Source organism: Paraburkholderia sp. MPAMCS5, assembly GCF_036016995.1.
Taxonomy (GTDB): domain Bacteria; phylum Pseudomonadota; class Gammaproteobacteria; order Burkholderiales; family Burkholderiaceae; genus Paraburkholderia.
In genome coordinates this window covers 827,041-843,754 of the sequence record NZ_JAYXBK010000001.1, presented here as the reverse complement: position 1 = coordinate 843,754, position 16,714 = coordinate 827,041, and the positions used below count along the sequence as shown (strand labels likewise).

Below are 16,714 nucleotides of genomic sequence, written 5' to 3'. Positions count from 1 at the left end.
CGACACATCTTAAGACATAAATGGAACCGGCAAGATGCGTCATCATCATCGTTCTGGTCGTTCGCAATGCGCGGAGCACGCTTTCGGCGAGGGCGTCGAACGCTCGTCGCTTCACGCGCTCTGGCATGCATTGGCGCGGCATCACGCGCGCCACGAAGGTCATGAAGTCCACCGCCGCTTCTCGGCGCATGCGCTGTGGCATGCAATCGGGCGTCATCACGAGCATGGCGGCGGACGCGGCGGGCGCGGCTCGTTCGGCGGCGGCCCTGGCGGCTTCGGCGGCGAAGGCGACGGCTTGCCGCGCGGACGCAAATTCAGTTCCGACGATCTGCAACTGCTGCTGCTCTCTCTGATCGACGCGCAACCGAGCCACGGCTACGAACTCATCAAGGCACTCGAAACGCGCTCGAACGGCTTCTATAGCCCAAGCCCCGGCATGGTGTACCCGGCGCTCACGTATCTGGAAGAACTCGGTTACGTCACGGTGCAACTCGAAGGCAATCGCAAGCGCTATGCGCTCTCCGACGCGGGCCGCGAGTATCTGGCGGCCAATCGCGAACGCGTCGAATTGATGCTCGCGAAACTGAGCCACATAGCCCGCAAGATGGATTCGGTGCGCCGCGCATTCGCCGGCGAAGCGCCCGCCGATATCAGCGAAGGCGGCTGGACGCCCGAGCTGAACGAAGCGCGCCGCACGCTGAAAAACGCGCTGCTGCGCCGTGACAATGCGCCGGCCGCCGAACAGCGCCGCATCGCCGCGATCCTGCTGCGCGCGGCGAAGGAAATCGAAGGCGACAGCGAACCGCGCGGCCCTCGCGACGACGCAGCCGTCGAGTGAAATTCATCGCACGCGCCCGAGCGCCGCTTGCCTCGCGCGGGCCAATTTATCGAATGGGAGTAGCGCCTCAATGCCGACTCATGAAAACCGATCCGATCTCGCCGTGCAGCGCGTGCGGCATCCACTGAAGTTTCGTCTGCTGCAAGTCACGAAGGTGGCGGCGCTGTCGCCGCACCTGATCCGCGTGACCTTCACCGGCGAAGACCTGCACGACTTCGTGTCCGCCTCGTTCGACGATCACATCAAGGTGTTCTTCCCCGAGCCCGGCGCGGACAAGCCGGAACTGCCGGAAGCCGGCCCGAACGGTCCCGTGTTTGCCGAGGGACGCCGTCCCATCGCGCGCGATTTCACGCCGCGCCGCTTCGATCGCGAGGCGCGCGAACTCGACATCGAATTCGCGATGCACGAGGCCGGCCCCGCCGCAACGTGGGCGGCGCAAGCGAAAATCGGCCAGTATCTGGGCGTCGGCGGGCCGCGTGGCTCGCTCGTGATTCCGACGGCTTTCGACTGGCACTTGATGATCGGCGACGACACCGCGTTGCCCGCCATCGCACGCCGCCTCGAAGAACTGCCGCCCGGCAAACGCGTCGCCGCGGTGATCGAAGTGGCCGATCCGTCTGCCCGAATCGAGTTCGGCACGCAGGCCGAATTGCATCTGGTCTGGTGCTATCGCAGCGAACACGGCTGCCGCGGCGACGCTTTGCTGCAAGCGGTCCGCGCAACCTGGCTGCCCGAAGACGGCGAAGGCTATGTCTGGGCCGCCGGCGAGTCCGCGACGATGCGCGCGGTGCGCTACCACCTGTGCACGGAACGCGGCGTCGAGAAGTCGCGCATTCGCGCGGCGAGCTACTGGAAACAGGGCGCGGCGGCCGTGCACGAAACGCTCGACGACTGACAGCTCGATGACGACGTTGAATGCGTCGGCAATCCGCGTGCTCAAGCGCTTGCATGACCCGCTCGACGCCATTCCCGATGTGCGTGCGCCGGTATCGCGCGAAGCGCTCGCGCCGCCAGCGAACCTCACTCTCGCCTATAGTCCCGCGCCGTGCAAAGCGCGCTGGCGAGCGCCAACTGCGTCTCATCCTTGCCGCGCAGCTGCGAGAGCCATCGCGTCGCCCCCTTCGTCATCGCGGTCACGGGCGACGTGACGCGGCGCAAATATGCTGTAGTCGGCGAAATGACGCTCACGTTTTCCATCATGCCGTGATCCTCGTGATCGAGGATGTGACAGTGCATCACGAACTCGCCGGTGTAGTCCTGATAGACGGTGCGCATCGACAACGTATAGCCCGCCTTCAGAAAGAGCGTGTCGCGCAGGATGCCTTGCAGGTTGCAATACTCGTGATCGCCCGTCGCGGCTTCCTCGGCGCTGCATCCGCCCGAGCCGTTAAAGACCGAATGGCCCGCTGCATTCTTGATGTCCATGATCTTGAACGGATTCGTGTGAATGTGGAACACGTGCGAGGCCAGGAACGACGTCGAAACATTCCATTGATCAATGTTGCCGAGCACGCCCGTATAGGCGACCTTCGCCGGATCATACGTTTCGCCGTTAATGACGAAGCGCAGCCCCGAATTCGGGCCCGACGGACTCGGAGGCTGGATGTCGAACCGCACGGGCACGACGTTCGCGACGGGGCCGTCAACGGGGATCGTCGGCGCAAAGGCGCGCAGCTCCAGCGAGGCCAGATCGGACTTCGCCGGCTCCGGCAAATCCGCGTTCCCCGCGACGAGCTGATCGCGAATGTACTGCCAGTACTTCGAATGATTGCCCACCGTCGTATTCGGAATGTTCACGCCGGGGCCCACTCGCACGAGCGCCAGCAGACGGCGGTTCTTCGCCTTCATCGAATCGGTGCGGAAATTGATGGTGGCCGACGCGTCGGCGGCTTCGTCGAGCATGCAATAGAGCCCCGGCGACGGAAACGCCACTAGGACGTCGCTGCGATAGCCGGGGTTCATCGAGTTGACGTCCTTCTCGACCATCGCCGGCATCGTCAAGCCGTCCTCGGCGAACTCCAGTTGCTTGACGGTCTCGCCGTTGCACAGCGCGTCGAGCACGATTTCCTGCGCCGGCTTGGTGCGATTGCCGGCAAGTTTCAAGGCGGCCGAGTTGGTCGCCGCATCGACTTGCGCCGCCGACAGCGACTGCGAATCCGCGAGACCCAGCGTGGAGAGAGTCGCGCGCACGAGCTTGACGTTGATCGTGTCGCGATTGCCGCCATGCACCATCCGCAGACGACGGATTTCGCCAGCCGGCACGAAGGACTTCGTGCTCGGAAACACCGGCTGCACAACGCCGTTGATCTGCGTGTAGCGCCCGGAAATGGCCCACGTCGAGTTGAACTGGTGGGCATGCCCCAGCCGCGGGTCCGCAACGAACGAGAGCTGGTTGTCATAACCGCGGATCTCACCCTTGCTGCCGGCGGGGCAAAGCCATTCGAACGTCGTCGCGTCGGCGAGGGGCGTGACGGACGTCGCGCCGTTAAAGCAGCCATATTCGATCTGCTGGAACAGCATCACATGCTCGCGCAGCGGCTGCGAGGGCTGCTTGCGATGCAGGATCGTGTCGATATCCGCGCTGCCGTCGGCCACGCCGGGCCGCGCCGGCCTCGATCCGCGCACGATCAGCACGCCGGCCATGCCGCTCGATACGTCGATCGCAGTGGCGCCGTGCAAATGCGCGTGATACCAGAACGTGCCCGACGGGTGGTTCGCCGGAATCTGGAAGTTGTACACGCGCGGTTTATCGCCTGGATGCACCGCGACGAGCACATTGTCCTGGTCGCCCGACGGCGAGATATGCAAGCCGTGCGTGTGCAGGTTCGTGTCGTTGAAGCAGTGCGGCGTCGAGTGGTCGGGATTGGGCGGACAGTTCGCGGGCGGATTGTTCGCGTCGAGCTGGTTGTCGAGCGTCACCTTCAGCTTCGCGTTCGGCTTGACGCTGATCGTCGGTCCCGTGGGGCAGCCGTTGTAGGAACGCATCCACACGGTATCGAACGTATCGGTCGACGGGTTGTAGATGCGATAGGTGCCCATCTGCACCTTCAGTTTGACCGCGCCGGAATTGCCCGAGGGATTCAGGCCGTTCAGACATTGCAGCCGCTCGGCCTTCGACCCCAAACCGCCCGACGTATCGACGGCGGCATTCTCGGCCGACGCCCCGGATGTATCGCTCAAGTCGCCGAATGAGCGCGCATCCAGCGTTGTCTGCGCAAAAGCGAACGCGGGAGCAAGGGCGAGAACGCCCAGCGCTGGCAACATTTTTCTCATCAGCATGCCGATATTTTTCTTCATGGTGTCCTCGGTCACAGGCCAGCGTCAGTTCGCCGACAGAGAAGTTATCGGATTCGAATTCTTCGTGTCGGGCTAACGTTTGGTCTTCCGTGCGGTAGCGCACGGGAGAACTTTTCTTTTAAAAGAGCGTTATCGGCAAAAAAGACGTAGAGGCGTCGGGTGGTTGTCTTGGCCGTCGTGCGAGAACACGGAACTGCCAGGGATGCGGCCGCTCAAATCCTGCCGCGATTACACTGAAATCGGCTAGTCTGATCGTGCGTGGCGATCCCGTACGTCTCGCGGAGGGCATGCAATAGCCTTTCTTCAGCCGGTCTTTTGAACCTCACGATTACTGGAGCGTTTGTCATGGAAGTCCAGCAACTGGTCTCTGAATTTCTCGCGTCCGAACATGGAAGTCAGGCAACGCAGGCGCTCGCCGATCAGGGCATCAACCCCGATGACGCCCAGCAGATGCTGGGACAGGTAGCGCAAACGGCACACGCTCATGTCGAAGAGCAAGGCTCCGGGCTGTTGGGCGAGCATCCCGGCAAGAGCTTTTTTGCGGCTTTCGCGGCCGGGCTGGTTAAGGGAGACGGCGTCTTCAAATCGCTCGAAGAGGGCGGCGAAGGCGTTCTGACCGGTCGCGTGGCCGAATCTCTGGCCGCAAGAATGGGCCTCGATCCCGCCACGGCGTCGACTGTTGCCGCTGCCGCCACGCCTTATGTGGTGGCGTTTCTTAAGGAGCGGCTCGGCTGAGTTCGGCTGCGGGCGCGCGCATGCGCCCGCTCGCAGGAGGCGATACCCGTGGCGCCCGGCGCTATTCGACGCCCAGATCCGCTAACGGATGCGCCTCCCGCTTCCACGGCGAAGTGAGAAAGTGCCTGACGCGCTCGGGCCGCACTTCGGCGAGCGTGGCAGGCGCCCAGCGCCCCTTGTGGTCTTTATCGATCAGTTGCGCTCTCACACCCTCGCAGAAATCGCCCTCCTCGATCGCGCGCTTGACGATGCCCAGTTCCATGCGGAAGCATTCGGCGAGCGTCATCTGCCGGCCGCGCAGCAGCGCCTCGCGCGTGACATACAGCATGGTGGGCGAATGCGCGCAAAGCGCGTCGTACGTCGCCTGCAACCATTGCCTGATTTCGCGCGGCGGCTCGCGCTCCAAGTCCTGCCGCAACGTGGCGAACATTCTGTCGACGCCCGAACGCCGGTCGAAGTGCCGCAGAATCAGTTGCGTGAACGACCCCAGCGCGGCATGCGGAACGATGTTGCACGGCGGCTCGACCACGCCGCGTATCGCGCTCATGAGATCGCCCGCATGCGACATGTACTGCAAACGCTCCTCGGAAGAAGCAAGCCAATCCGCGGACACGCAGACATCGGCGAGTTGCAGCCGCAACGCATCGGCGCCGGACAGTGTCGCGCCGGTCAGCCCGACAAATAGTTCGAGTTCCGCGGGCATCACGCTCAGAAAACGCGTTGCGCCGACATCCGGCAGAAAGCCGATGCGCGTTTCCGGCATCGCGAGCTTGCTGCGCTCGGTGACGATGCGCAGCCGCGCCGCCTGCCCGAGTCCCATGCCGCCGCCCATCGTAATGCCGTCGAGCACCGAGATCACGGGCTTCGGAAACGTGTGCAGCGCGTAATCGAGCCGGTATTCGTCGATGAAAAACGCAAGCCAGCGGCTATCGCCCTGCTTCGCGAGCCGATGCACCTCGCGCACGTCGCCGCCCGCGCAAAAGGCCTTGCGTCCCGCGCCCTTGAGCACGAGCGCGACGATGCCGTCGTCGTTGCGGCAATGCTCGACGAGCACCGCGATCTCGCGAATCATCGCGTGAGACAGCGCATTCAGCGCAGCCGGCCTGTTCAGCGTAATGATGCCGACGCGATTGACCACGCGAAACAGCACCTCGCGTTCCGCTTCCATGCTCGTATCGGCTACGGCGCTTTGCAAGGCGCTCATCGTTGCGTCTCCTCTTTCGCCCGTGCGGTCTGCGCGATCTGCCAGCGCGGCGCGCGTTTTTCGAGGAACGCGTTCACGCCCTCGCGTTGATCCGCGCCGTCGAACAGATCGACGAAGCGCTCGCGTTCCAGTGCGAGCGCGGCCGAACGCGGCACGCCATCGCGCGCGTGATGAATCAGCGTCTTGCTGAAGCCGACCGCCTGCGGACTGAGCGTTGCGACGCGCGCCGCCATGGTCAGCGCGGCCTCGCGCGCGGCGCCCTTTTCCACGACCTCTTCCACGAGACCAATGCGCAATGCAGTCGCCGCGTCCACGCGCTCGCCGGTGAGAATCATGCGTTTCGCCCAGCCTTCGCCGACCAGCCACGGCAGCGTCTGCGTGCCGCAACCGCATGGCAACAGGCCCACTGCGGTCTCGGGTAAGGCCATCGCGGCGTGCTGTTCGGCAATGCGGATATCGCACGCGAGCGCGCATTCGAGTCCGCCGCCCATCGCATAGCCGTTGATCGCCGCAATCACCACGGGCCGCGCGTTCTGCAAGGCTTCGAAGGCCGCGCCGAAGCGCGCCGCCGCGACGCGCGCGACTTCGCGATTGCCGTCGGCGAAAGTATTCAGATCGGCGCCCGCGCTAAAAAACTTCGGGCCGTCGCCGGTAATCACGATGGCGCGCACGCGCGCCTCGCCGTTCAGACGCTCGATCGTGCGCTGCAATTGCAGCAGGCCTTCCGGCGTGAATGCATTCGCGGGCGGCCGTTTCAGCGTGAGTTGCGCGACAGCGCCGTCGTGCGCGTAGTCGAGTTCGATCATGACGCGTCTCCGTGGCGCGTGTCGGGATCGGCATCGTTGCGATAAAGCTTGATGACCGCGGAAAAGTCGAGACGTCCCGCGCCTTTCGCGCTCATCGCTTGATAAAGCTGCTGAGCAAGCGCGCCGAGATAGACGGGTTGGCGCGCGAACTTCGCGGCGTCGGTGGCGAGGCCGAGATCCTTCAGCATCAGGTCCGTGCCGAAGCCGCCCGTGTAACCGCGCGAGGACGGCGCGCTGTCGATCACGCCGGGCATCGGATTATATGTATCCGAACTCCAGCAGCGTCCCGTCGACGTATTGATGATGCCGCCCAGCACTTTCATGTCGATGCCGAGCGCTTCGCCGAGCGACATTGCCTCCGCCACGCCCGCCATCGTGATGCCGAGCACGAGGTTGTTGCAGATCTTCGCGATCTGGCCCGTGCCCGTCTCGCCGCAATGCACGATGTTCTTACCCATGGCCGACAACACGGGCTTGAGCTGCTCATACGCGCTCACGCTGCCGCCCACCATGAATGTCAGCGTGCCCGCCGCCGCGCCGCCTGTGCCGCCCGAGACCGGCGCGTCGACAAACGTGTTGCCGTTCTGCTGCGCGAGTTCGGCGAATGCCTTCACGCTCGCGGGATCGATCGTGCTCGAATCGACGATCGTCACGCCTTTCGCGATGCCCGCGAGCACGCCGTCCTGCGCCGTCAGCACGCTGCGCACATGCGCCGCGGCGGGCAGCATCGTGATCACGCATTCGACGTCGCTTGCCGCCGCTTTCGGTGACGCGGCGGCCTTCGCGCCGGCATCGACGAGCGCCTGCACGGCTCGCGCATCGAGGTCGAAGACGTTCACTGCGTGGCCCGCTTTCAGCAGGTTGTGCGCCATCGGCGCGCCCATGTTGCCGAGCCCGATAAAGCCTGTTTTCATGATGTTTTCTCCATTCCCGCGAAATCGTTCGGCGCAGGCTGATGGTCGTGTTCACGCCGTCGTTCACGGTGTCGTCGTCGAACCAGCGCGCGGTGACGGTCTTGGTCTGCGTGTAGAACTGCACGACCTGTTTGCCATACGGGCCGAGATCGCCGAGTTTCGAACCGCGCGAACCGGTGAAGCTGAAAAACGGCACAGGCACCGGAATCGGAATGTTGATGCCCACCTGGCCAATATCTATTTCGCTCTGGAACTTGCGCGCCGCCGCGCCGCTTTGCGTGAACAGGCCGACGCCGTTGCCGTACGGATTGCGGTTCACCAACGCGATGGCCTCGTCGAGCGTGGCCGCATTCAGCACGAGCAGCACCGGTCCGAAAATTTCCGTGCGATAGATGTCCATCTCCGTGCCGACGTCCGTGAAAATCGTCGGGCCGATGAAATTGCCGTGCTCGTAGCCGGGCACCTTCACGTCGCGGCCGTCGAGCGCGAGCGTCGCGCCTTCCTTCACGCCCGCCTCGATCAGCCCGAGAATGCGCGCCTTCGCGGCACGCGAGACCACCGGGCCGATATCGGTGTTCGGCTCGTTGCCTGCGTTGACCTTCAGCGTCTTCGCTTTCGCGACGATCTCCGGCAGCCATTGCTGCGCGGCGCCCACCAGCACCACCACCGATGTCGCCATGCAGCGCTGCCCGGCCGCGCCGAAACCCGCGCCCGCAAGCGCGTTCAAGGTCTGCTCGCGGTTCGCGTCGGGCAACACGACGGCGTGGTTTTTCGCGCCCATCATGGATTGCACGCGCTTGCCGTGTTCGCTGCCGAGGCGATACACGTGCGTGCCGACCGCCGTCGAGCCGACGAACGAAACCGCCTTCACGAGTTCATGCGTGCAGAGCGTGTCCACCACATCCTTGCCGCCGTGCACCACATTCAGCACGCCTTTCGGCACGCCCGCTTCGAGCGCGAGTTCGACCAGTTGCATGGTCGACATCGGGTCCTGCTCGGAAGGCTTCAGCACGAAGGTATTGCCGCAGACGATCGCCATCGGGAACATCCATAGCGGGATCATCGCGGGGAAGTTGAACGGCGTGATGCCCGCGCACACGCCGAGCGGCTGCCGCAGCGTGTATGTGTCGACGCCGCCCGCCACGTTCTCCGCGAATTCGCCCTGCTGCAAGGTGCCGATCGAGCAGGCATGCTCGACCACTTCGAGCCCGCGGAAGATGTCGCCTTCGGCGTCGGGCAGCGTCTTGCCCTGCTCCGCGCTCAAGATCTTCGCGATGCGCGGCATATGCTCGCGAATCAGCGCCTGATACTTCAGCATGATGCGCATGCGCGCGCCGATCGGCGTGTCCTTCCACGTGCTGAACGCGGCATGCGCCGAGCGGATCGCTTCGTTGACTTCGTCGGCGGTCGCGAACGGCACGCGCGCCAGCACCTGTTGCGTCGCGGGGTTGACGATGTCGCGCCATTCAGCGCTTTTCGATTCGACGAACTCGCCGTTGATCAGCAGCTTGACGGTGGGAACCGCCTTGGCGGCATCGGACGCGGCGTGGTTCGAAGCAAGTGCGCTCATGCTGAAACTCCTGTGCAGTGGCCGCGCGGCGGCCGGACAGTGACTGAAAATAAAAAACTGAACCGGGTTCGGCCGCGTTCACCGCAGATCCGGGAAATCTTCTTCCCAGAACTCGCCCGGCAAGCGCGCGGGTTCGGCTTCGCGTTCAAGTTCGCGGCGCCGCAATTCGACGCGGCGAATCTTGCCGGAGATGGTTTTCGGCAACTCGCTGAATTGCAGACGGCGAATCCGCTTATACGGTGCGAGTTTTTCGCGCGAGAACGCGAACACGGCGCGCGCGAGTTCGGGCCCGGCTTCGTAGCCCTGGCGCACGGTGACGAACGCCTTGGGCACGGAGAGCCGCAGCGCGTCGGCGCTCGGCACGACGGCCGCTTCGCCTATCGCTTCGTGTTCGATCAGCACGCTTTCGAGTTCGAAAGGGCTCAGCCGGTAATCGGACGATTTGAAAACGTCGTCGGCACGGCCTACATACACGTAGTAGCCGTCGTCGCGGCGCAGCGCGACATCGGACGTGCGGTAAAAACCGTTGCGCATGGCTTGCGCGCTCGCCTTCTCGTTGTTCGCGTAGCCGGTCATGAGGCCGAGCGGACGTTGCCATCCGTCCTGCCCGTCATTTGTTCCGATCGGCAACGCGATCTCGCCTTCCGTGACGGGCTGATCGTCCGCGTCGAGAAGCTCGATGCGATAGCCCGGCAAGGGCCGTCCCATCGACCCGGCCACAACCGGTTGTCCCGGCGAATTGCCGATCTGGCAGGTGGTTTCCGTCTGTCCGAAACCATCGCGAATCGTGATGTCCCACGCGTGCTTCACACGCTCGATGATCTCCGGATTCAGCGGCTCGCCCGCCCCGACGATCTCGCGCAGCTTCACCGGAAAATCGGCGAGATGCTCCTGCACGAGCATGCGCCAGACCGTGGGCGGCGCGCACAGCGTTGTGACGTTGAAACGCACCAGCACGTCGAGCGTGTCTTTGGGCACGAAGCGCGCGAAGTTGAAAACGAACACGCAAGCCTGTGCATTCCACGGCGCGAAGAAGCAGCTCCACGCGTGCTTGGCCCAGCCGGGCGAACTGATATTCCAATGGATGTCGTTCGGTTGCAGCCCGATCCAGTACATGGTGGACAGATGCCCGACCGGATAGCTCTGATGCGTATGCTCGACGAGCTTCGGCTTGGACGTCGTGCCGGACGTGAAGTAAAGCAGCAGCGGATCGGTGGCGCGCGTCACGCCGTCGGGCGTGAATTGCGGCGAGGCGTCATAGGCGGCGGCAAGATCGATCCAGCCGTCGCGCGGCGCGCCGGCTGACAGACGCGTCAGCGGCACATCGAGCGAATCGAATTTGGACAGCTCCGCGCTATCCACCACCACGAAGTTCGCGCCGCCGATCTGCACGCGGTCGCGTACGTCGTCGGCGCAAAGCTGGGTCGTGGCGGGCAGCACGATCGCGCCGAGCTTCATCGCGGCGAGCATCACGTCCCACAGTTCGACGCGGTTCGGCAGCATCAGCAGCACACGGTCGCCGCGCTTCACGCCCACGCCGCGCAGAAAATTGGCCATGCGTGCAGAGCGCTCCGACATCTGCGCAAACGACAGACGCAGGCCGTCGGCCGCCGGGTCGTCCACGATCCACAACGCGGGATTGTCGTTGCCGCGCGCGATCACGTCGAAGTAGTCGAGCGCCCAGTTGAACTCGTCCAACGCGGGCCACGCGAACTCCCGGTAAGCGCGTTCGTAGTCGGTTCGATGGCGCAATAACAGGTCACGCGCGTCGAAAAAGGCTTTCGCTGCAGTCATGGTCGTCTCCTGATGGGCGCGGTATCTGTCCGCTTTTTTACTCGGCTTTTTACTCGGCTTTTTACTCGGCCTGGCTTCGCTGCTTTTTTTGCTGCAAGCTATTTTGCGCTCAAAACGCCGGTCGCCTCGCGTTTAAACATGACGCGCGATCACCATGCGCTGCACTTCGCTGGTTCCTTCGTAAATCTGCGTGATGCGGGCGTCGCGATAGTGGCGCTCCACCGCGTAGTCCTGGAGATAGCCGTAGCCGCCATGAATCTGGATCGCGTTCGAGCAGACCTGCTCGGCGGTCTCCGACGCGAACAGCTTCGCCTGCGACGCCTCCGACAAACACGGCGCGCCCGCCGAGCGCAGCCGCGCCGCGTGATGCACGAGCAGGCGCGCGGCGTTCAGGCGTGTGGCCATGTCGGCGAGCATGTTGGCGATGGTCTGATGGTCCTTCAGCGCCTTGCCGAACTGCATGCGCGCGGCGGCGTACTGGCGCGCGGCGTCGAACGCGGCACGCGCGATGCCCACCGCTTGCGCGGCAATGCCGATACGCCCGCCTTCGAGATTCGACAGCGCGATGCGCAAGCCCTCGCCCGGTTCGCCGAGCAGGTTCGCGTCAGGAATCGCGCATTCGTCGAGCGAAATCGGGCACGTGTCGGACGCGCGAATGCCGAGCTTGTGTTCCGGCTTGCCGACGTTGAAGCCCGGCGTATCCGTCGGCACGATGAACGCGGACAAGCCGCGCTTGCCGCGATCCGGGTCGGTGACCGCGAACACGATCGCGAGGTCGGCGCGCGCGCCGTTGGTCACGAACTGCTTGCTGCCGTTGAGCACCCACTTGCCGTCGCGCAGCACGGCACGCGTGCGCAGATTGTTCGCCTCCGAACCCGCCTGCGGCTCGGTCAGGCAAAACGCGCCGATGCGCCGGCCCGTCGCGAGATCCTGCAAATAGCGGTCTTTTTGCGCCTCGCTGCCGAAATTGAGAATCGGCCCGCAGCCGACTGAGTTGTGCACGCTCATCATCGTCGCGCACGCGGCGCAGCCCGCGGCGATCTCTTCGAGCGCGAGCGCGTAGGCCACGTAGTCGGTGTAAGAGCCGCCCCATTCCGGCGGCACGATCATGCCGAGAAAACCAAGCTCGCCCATCTGCCGCACCACGCCGGCGGGCAGTTGCGCGTCGCGGTCCCATTGCGCGGCGTTCGGCGCGAGGCGCTCGGTGGCGAAGTCGCGCGCGGCGTCGCGGATCATCCGTTGTTCGTCGGTATAAAGGCTGTCCATGCGCTCGGATCCTGTGCTTGCGTTCGAGGCCAAGTGTAGGCAAGCCGCCCGCCGCCTTCGATGCTCAGCGCGATCAACATGGATGAGCGCATTTGCCATACTGATACCATGGCACGCGCACCGAGCCGGTTTCGTGAAGGGCCCGGCGAATCGGCACACGCGAAATGTTGAGCGCGATTGCCATCCCGGCCATTCTTTCCAACGGAGTTGCATGAAAACCGACAAAGGCACGATTTCCGTGAGTCTCGTCGAGGAAGCGCTCGCGCTCGCCAGGGCACGCGGCTTCGATGCGCTGCCGCTCGCGGAAGCCGCCGGCATCGCCGCGCCGATTCTGGCGTCGCCGAAAAGCCGCGTGTCGTCGGCGCAATACGGCGCGCTGTGGGCGGGCATCGCCCGCACGCTCGACGACGAATTCTTCGGCCAGGACTCGCATCGTATGAAATGCGGCAGCTTCATCGCGATGACGCAGACCGCGCTGACCGCGCGCAACGGCGCGCAGGCGCTCGCGCGCGCGGTCGGCTTCATGCGGCTCGTGCTGGACGACCTTGGCGCGAGCATTGAGACGGACGCGCAGCGCGTGCGCCTACACTTCGTCGAGCGCAAGGGCGCGAAGCCGCCCGCCATGTTCGCGTACGCGACGTATTTCATCGTCGTGTATGGGCTGCTGTGCTGGCTGGTCGGGCGGCGCATTCCCTTGATCGAGGCGCGCTTTCGCTGCGCCGAGCCGCCCGCCGCGCACGAATACCGGCTGATGTTCTGCGACGACATGACATTCGATCAGCCGGCGTCGTATGTGGATCTCTCTTCGGTCTTTCTCGACCTGCCGGTGATTCAGACGGCGAACTCGGCGCGCCCGTTTCTGCGCGACGCGCCGGCGAGCTTCATCGTCAAATACCGCAATCCAGGCTCGCTCGCCGCGCGCGTGCGCAAGACGCTGCGCGCGCTGCCGATGACAACCTGGCCCGCCGCCGATCAGATGGCCGCCCGTCTGCACGTCGCGGAGGCGACCATGCGGCGGCGTCTGAAGCAGGAAGGCTATACCTATCAGTCGATCAAGGACGACTTGCGGCGCGACATCGCCATCGGCGAATTGCAGCAATCCGGGCGCACGATCGCGGACATCGCCGCGTCGGTCGGCTTTGCGGAGCCAAGCGCGTTTCATCGCGCGTTTCGCAAATGGACCGGCATGCGTCCGACCGACTATCGCCCGGCCGCGCGCGCGGACCTCACGCGGCGCGCGGAATCGGACTAAGCTGTTAGCAGCAGGCCAGCCTTCCCTGGAGCGCCGGCCCGCGCCGGCCGATACCCGTCGGCAGCGCGCGGCGGCCGTTAGCGATGAGCACGTATCCGCGTCTCCCGTTCCGGCAGTCCGGCGCACGCAGGCCGCCTATCCGCGGCGGCGTGGTGCGCCGGTTGATGCGCGGCATGACCGCGTTCGGCCTGCTTTTGGCATTTGCCTTCGCGTCGTGCGAATACTGCATTTCCTTTGCACCACTTCCGGCCGAAGCCGCGCAGGCTGCCACGGCGCGCGTGCCGAACCACGGCGTCGTGGTGATTCCGCTGAACGGCGCGATCGGCCCGGCGAGCGCGGACTTCATCGTGCGAAGCCTGCAGCGCGCCGCCGACGATCACGCGCAACTCGCCGTGCTGCAACTCGATACGCCCGGCGGGCTCGATACGTCGATGCGGCAGATCATCAAGGCGATTCTTGCGTCGCCGGTTCCGGTCGCCACGTTCATCGCGCCGAGCGGCGCGCGGGCGGCGAGCGCCGGCACGTATATCGTCTACGCCAGCCATATCGCGGCGATGGCGCCCGGCACCAATCTCGGCGCGGCCACGCCGATCCAGATGGGCATCGGCGGCGCCGAACCGCCGGGCGGCGGCACGCCGGGTTTGCCGGGCACGGGCGGCCAGGCGCCGCCGGCGCCGGCGCCGGCGCCGGCTTCGGCCACGGCAGGCGCGGCCAGCGGCGCAACGAGCGGCACGGCAAGCGGCGCGGCGGGCGCCCTGCCGCTCGACACGCAATCGACGGAACTGCGCAAGCAGGTTCATGACGCTGCCGCCTACATCCGCGGCCTTGCGCAGATGCGCGGACGCAACGCCGACTGGGCCGAACGCGCGGTGCGCGAGGCCGTGAGCCTGACGGCCGCCGACGCGCTCGCGCAGCATGTCGTCGATCTGAACGCGCGCGACGTGCCCGATCTGCTGCGCCAGCTCGACGGCCGCACGCTCACGACGAGCGCGGGCACCGTCACGCTCGCGACGGCCCACGCGCCGGTCGTCACGCTGGAAGCCGACTGGCGCAGCCATTTCCTCGCGGTGATCACCGATCCGAACGTCGCGCTGATGCTGCTGATGCTCGGCATGTACGGCCTGTTCTTCGAATTCGCCAATCCGGGCTTCGTGCTGCCGGGCGTCGTCGGCGCGATCAGTCTGCTGGTCGCGCTCTTCGCAATGCAGATGCTGCCGATCAACTACGTCGGCCTCGGCCTCATCTTTCTCGGCATCGCGTTCCTGATCGGCGAGGCGTTTTTGCCGACCTTCGGTTCGCTCGGCTTTGGCGGCATCGTCGCGTTCGTGATCGGCGCGCTGATGCTGATCGACACCGACGTGCCCGGCTACGGCATTCCGCTGCCGATGATCGCGGGCGTCGTCGTCTTCAGCGTGGTGTTCGTGCTTGGCGTGTCGCGGCTCGCGCTGAGCGCGCGCCGCCGCCCGGTGGTGACCGGCTCGGAAGGGATGATCGGCAGCGTCGGCGTGGTGCTCGACGCCGGTTTGCTCGCCGACGCCGCCATGGCGGACAGCGCGCCCGCGGGCTGGGCGCAGGTCAACGGCGAGCGCTGGCGCGTGTCGAGCCCGGTCCCGCTGGCGGCGGGCGCGGCGGTGCGCGTCACCGCGCGGCAAGGATTGACGCTCAGCGTGGTGCCGGTCGCCGCTGCCGACGCCGCCGTCGAGGCGGCTGTCGGGACAACCCGGCAGCAACCCTCTTTCGGAGGAAAACCCTCATGATCGGCTTCACATTCGGCTTCAGCAGCATTCTGATTCTGCTGGCGGCCGCGCTGATTGCTTCGTCCATCCGCATTTTTCGTGAGTACGAACGCGGTGTCGTGTTCATGCTCGGGCGTTTCTGGAAGGTCAAGGGGCCGGGGCTCGTGCTCATCATTCCAATCGTGCAGCAAGTGGTGCGCATCGACTTGCGCACCGTCGTATTCGACGTGCCGCCGCAAGACGTGATCACGCGCGACAACGTCTCCGTGAAGGTCAACGCGGTGGTGTACTTTCGCGTGGTCGATCCGGAAAAAGCGGTGATCCAGGTGGCGCGCTACTTCGAAGCGACCAGCCAGTTATCGCAGACCACGCTGCGCGCCGTGCTCGGCAAGCACGATCTCGACGAACTGCTCGCCGAGCGCGAGCAGCTGAACGCCGACATCCAGAAAGTGCTCGACGCGCAGACGGATGCGTGGGGCATCAAGGTGGCCATCGTCGAAATCAAGCATGTGGACATCAACGAAACGATGATCCGCGCGATTGCCCGTCAGGCCGAAGCCGAGCGCGAGCGGCGCGCGAAGGTGATTCACGCGGAAGGCGAATTGCAGGCCTCGCAGCAGTTGCTGCAAGCGGCGCAGACGCTCGCGCACGAGCCGCAGGCCATGCAGTTGCGTTATCTGCAAACCCTCACGACGATTGCCGCCGACAAGAACTCGACCATCGTCTTCCCGCTGCCCGTCGATCTGCTGAACGCGGTGGTGGAGCGCCTGACCCGGCAGAAGACGCCGTGAACCGGTAATGGTCCTCCGCCCTGGTCAGGGCATGGAGGACATGGACGGCATGGCTTTTCGGTCGGCCGCTTGGAAACAGGGGCACAACCCATGCTACGAGAATCGTGTTCAACCGCTCACGAGGAGTTCGCCATGAAACTGCTTTCCAGAATGGGACTCGGCGCGCTGTTAGCCGCAGTCAGCGCGAGCGCCGCGTTCGCGCAGTCGCCGGCGCGGCCCTACGATCCTACGACGCCGAAAACGCGCGCCGAAGTGAGGGCCGATCTGGCCGACTGGCGCGCCGCCGGCTACGACCCGCTCGACTGGCTCGACTACCCGTATAACGCGCAACGCGTGGCGCGCATCGTCGCCGAACGGCGCGCGCGGCAGCCGGGCGCGAGCATCACGCAATAAGTGTCCCGCCGACGCACGGCAGGCCGGGCTGCCCGCGGTTGCAACGGACGCTGGCTTCCTCAACCCGGCCACGCGACGCCATTTGCGGCGCTATTTGCGGCGCTATTTGCGGCGCTAT

Annotated in this window: 13 protein-coding genes and 1 pseudogene; 7 read left to right on the top strand and 7 right to left on the bottom strand. The window is 65.2% G+C overall.

Features of this window, described 5'->3' with window-relative positions; genetic code table 11:
- Positions 1-34 precede the first annotated feature (34 nt).
- Both VOM14_RS03915 and VOM14_RS03910 read left to right on the top strand, forming a co-directional pair.
- Positions 35-838, top strand: a complete 804-nt coding sequence (locus tag VOM14_RS03915) for a PadR family transcriptional regulator (RefSeq protein ID WP_327627355.1) — start codon at positions 35-37, stop codon at positions 836-838.
- A gap of 70 nt (positions 839-908) precedes the next feature.
- Positions 909-1,733 carry a siderophore-interacting protein gene (locus VOM14_RS03910; RefSeq protein WP_327627354.1) on the top strand — a complete coding sequence of 275 codons (825 nt, stop codon included), beginning with the start codon at positions 909-911 and terminating at the stop codon, positions 1,731-1,733.
- Positions 1,734-1,858: 125 nt separating this feature from the next.
- Here VOM14_RS03910 and VOM14_RS03905 read toward each other — a convergent pair whose 3' ends face one another.
- Positions 1,859-4,135, bottom strand: coding sequence for a multicopper oxidase family protein (locus VOM14_RS03905; protein ID WP_327627353.1), 2,277 nt, complete (start codon positions 4,133-4,135; stop codon positions 1,859-1,861).
- A 345-nt stretch (positions 4,136-4,480) separates the two neighbouring features.
- Here VOM14_RS03905 and VOM14_RS03900 point away from each other — a divergent pair, with 345 nt between their 5' ends.
- Positions 4,481-4,870 (top strand): hypothetical protein, encoded by a 390-nt coding sequence (locus VOM14_RS03900; RefSeq protein ID WP_327627444.1) that lies wholly within the window; start codon positions 4,481-4,483, stop codon positions 4,868-4,870.
- A 61-nt stretch (positions 4,871-4,931) separates the two neighbouring features.
- Here the strand turns inward: VOM14_RS03900 and VOM14_RS03895 are convergent, their stop codons facing one another.
- The 6 genes and pseudogenes from VOM14_RS03895 to VOM14_RS03870 form a co-directional block, all read right to left on the bottom strand.
- Positions 4,932-6,074, bottom strand: coding sequence for an enoyl-CoA hydratase/isomerase family protein (locus VOM14_RS03895; RefSeq protein WP_327627352.1), 1,143 nt, complete (start codon positions 6,072-6,074; stop codon positions 4,932-4,934).
- A complete protein-coding gene (locus VOM14_RS03890; protein ID WP_327627351.1) occupies positions 6,071-6,880 on the bottom strand; it encodes an enoyl-CoA hydratase in 810 nt (269 codons plus the stop codon). The genes VOM14_RS03895 and VOM14_RS03890 overlap by 4 nt, the downstream gene beginning before the upstream one ends.
- Positions 6,877-7,794: a 3-hydroxyisobutyrate dehydrogenase gene (gene mmsB, locus VOM14_RS03885; RefSeq protein ID WP_327627350.1), complete on the bottom strand. Its 918-nt coding sequence runs from the start codon at positions 7,792-7,794 to the stop codon at positions 6,877-6,879. Before mmsB ends, VOM14_RS03890 begins: the two co-directional genes overlap by 4 nt.
- Before the next feature lie 31 nt (positions 7,795-7,825).
- A pseudogene (locus tag VOM14_RS03880) lies at positions 7,826-9,364 on the bottom strand (CoA-acylating methylmalonate-semialdehyde dehydrogenase); the annotation flags it as partial.
- A 78-nt stretch (positions 9,365-9,442) separates the two neighbouring features.
- Entirely contained in the window at positions 9,443-11,158 is a 1,716-nt protein-coding gene (locus VOM14_RS03875; RefSeq protein ID WP_327627349.1) for an AMP-binding protein, read from the bottom strand.
- A 132-nt stretch (positions 11,159-11,290) separates the two neighbouring features.
- Positions 11,291-12,424: an acyl-CoA dehydrogenase gene (locus tag VOM14_RS03870; RefSeq protein WP_327627348.1), complete on the bottom strand. Its 1,134-nt coding sequence runs from the start codon at positions 12,422-12,424 to the stop codon at positions 11,291-11,293.
- A 211-nt stretch (positions 12,425-12,635) separates the two neighbouring features.
- Between VOM14_RS03870 and VOM14_RS03865 the strand changes: the two genes are divergently transcribed.
- From VOM14_RS03865 to VOM14_RS03850, 4 genes are all read left to right on the top strand, one after another.
- Positions 12,636-13,676, top strand: coding sequence for an AraC family transcriptional regulator (locus VOM14_RS03865; RefSeq protein ID WP_327627346.1), 1,041 nt, complete (start codon positions 12,636-12,638; stop codon positions 13,674-13,676).
- Between the two features lie 83 nt (positions 13,677-13,759).
- Complete coding sequence (locus VOM14_RS03860) at positions 13,760-15,433, top strand: NfeD family protein (protein WP_327627344.1); 1,674 nt, start codon at positions 13,760-13,762, stop codon at positions 15,431-15,433.
- Complete coding sequence (locus tag VOM14_RS03855; RefSeq protein ID WP_327627343.1) at positions 15,430-16,203, top strand: slipin family protein; 774 nt, start codon at positions 15,430-15,432, stop codon at positions 16,201-16,203. Before VOM14_RS03860 ends, VOM14_RS03855 begins: the two co-directional genes overlap by 4 nt.
- Positions 16,204-16,335: 132 nt before the next feature.
- On the top strand, positions 16,336-16,596 hold the full coding sequence (locus VOM14_RS03850) for a DUF4148 domain-containing protein (protein WP_327627342.1): 261 nt from the start codon (positions 16,336-16,338) through the stop codon (positions 16,594-16,596).
- Positions 16,597-16,714: the final 118 nt, after the last annotated feature.

Coding starts and splice junctions, on each gene's coding strand:
- VOM14_RS03915 (WP_327627355.1), top strand. CDS start 35: ATGCGTCATCATCATCGTTCTGGTCGTTCGCAATGCGCGGAGCACGCT.
- VOM14_RS03910 (WP_327627354.1), top strand. CDS start 909: ATGCCGACTCATGAAAACCGATCCGATCTCGCCGTGCAGCGCGTGCGG.
- VOM14_RS03905 (WP_327627353.1), bottom strand. CDS start 4,135: ATGAAGAAAAATATCGGCATGCTGATGAGAAAAATGTTGCCAGCGCTG.
- VOM14_RS03900 (WP_327627444.1), top strand. CDS start 4,481: ATGGAAGTCCAGCAACTGGTCTCTGAATTTCTCGCGTCCGAACATGGA.
- VOM14_RS03895 (WP_327627352.1), bottom strand. CDS start 6,074: ATGAGCGCCTTGCAAAGCGCCGTAGCCGATACGAGCATGGAAGCGGAA.
- VOM14_RS03890 (WP_327627351.1), bottom strand. CDS start 6,880: ATGATCGAACTCGACTACGCGCACGACGGCGCTGTCGCGCAACTCACG.
- mmsB (WP_327627350.1), bottom strand. CDS start 7,794: ATGAAAACAGGCTTTATCGGGCTCGGCAACATGGGCGCGCCGATGGCG.
- VOM14_RS03875 (WP_327627349.1), bottom strand. CDS start 11,158: ATGACTGCAGCGAAAGCCTTTTTCGACGCGCGTGACCTGTTATTGCGC.
- VOM14_RS03870 (WP_327627348.1), bottom strand. CDS start 12,424: ATGGACAGCCTTTATACCGACGAACAACGGATGATCCGCGACGCCGCG.
- VOM14_RS03865 (WP_327627346.1), top strand. CDS start 12,636: ATGAAAACCGACAAAGGCACGATTTCCGTGAGTCTCGTCGAGGAAGCG.
- VOM14_RS03860 (WP_327627344.1), top strand. CDS start 13,760: ATGAGCACGTATCCGCGTCTCCCGTTCCGGCAGTCCGGCGCACGCAGG.
- VOM14_RS03855 (WP_327627343.1), top strand. CDS start 15,430: ATGATCGGCTTCACATTCGGCTTCAGCAGCATTCTGATTCTGCTGGCG.
- VOM14_RS03850 (WP_327627342.1), top strand. CDS start 16,336: ATGAAACTGCTTTCCAGAATGGGACTCGGCGCGCTGTTAGCCGCAGTC.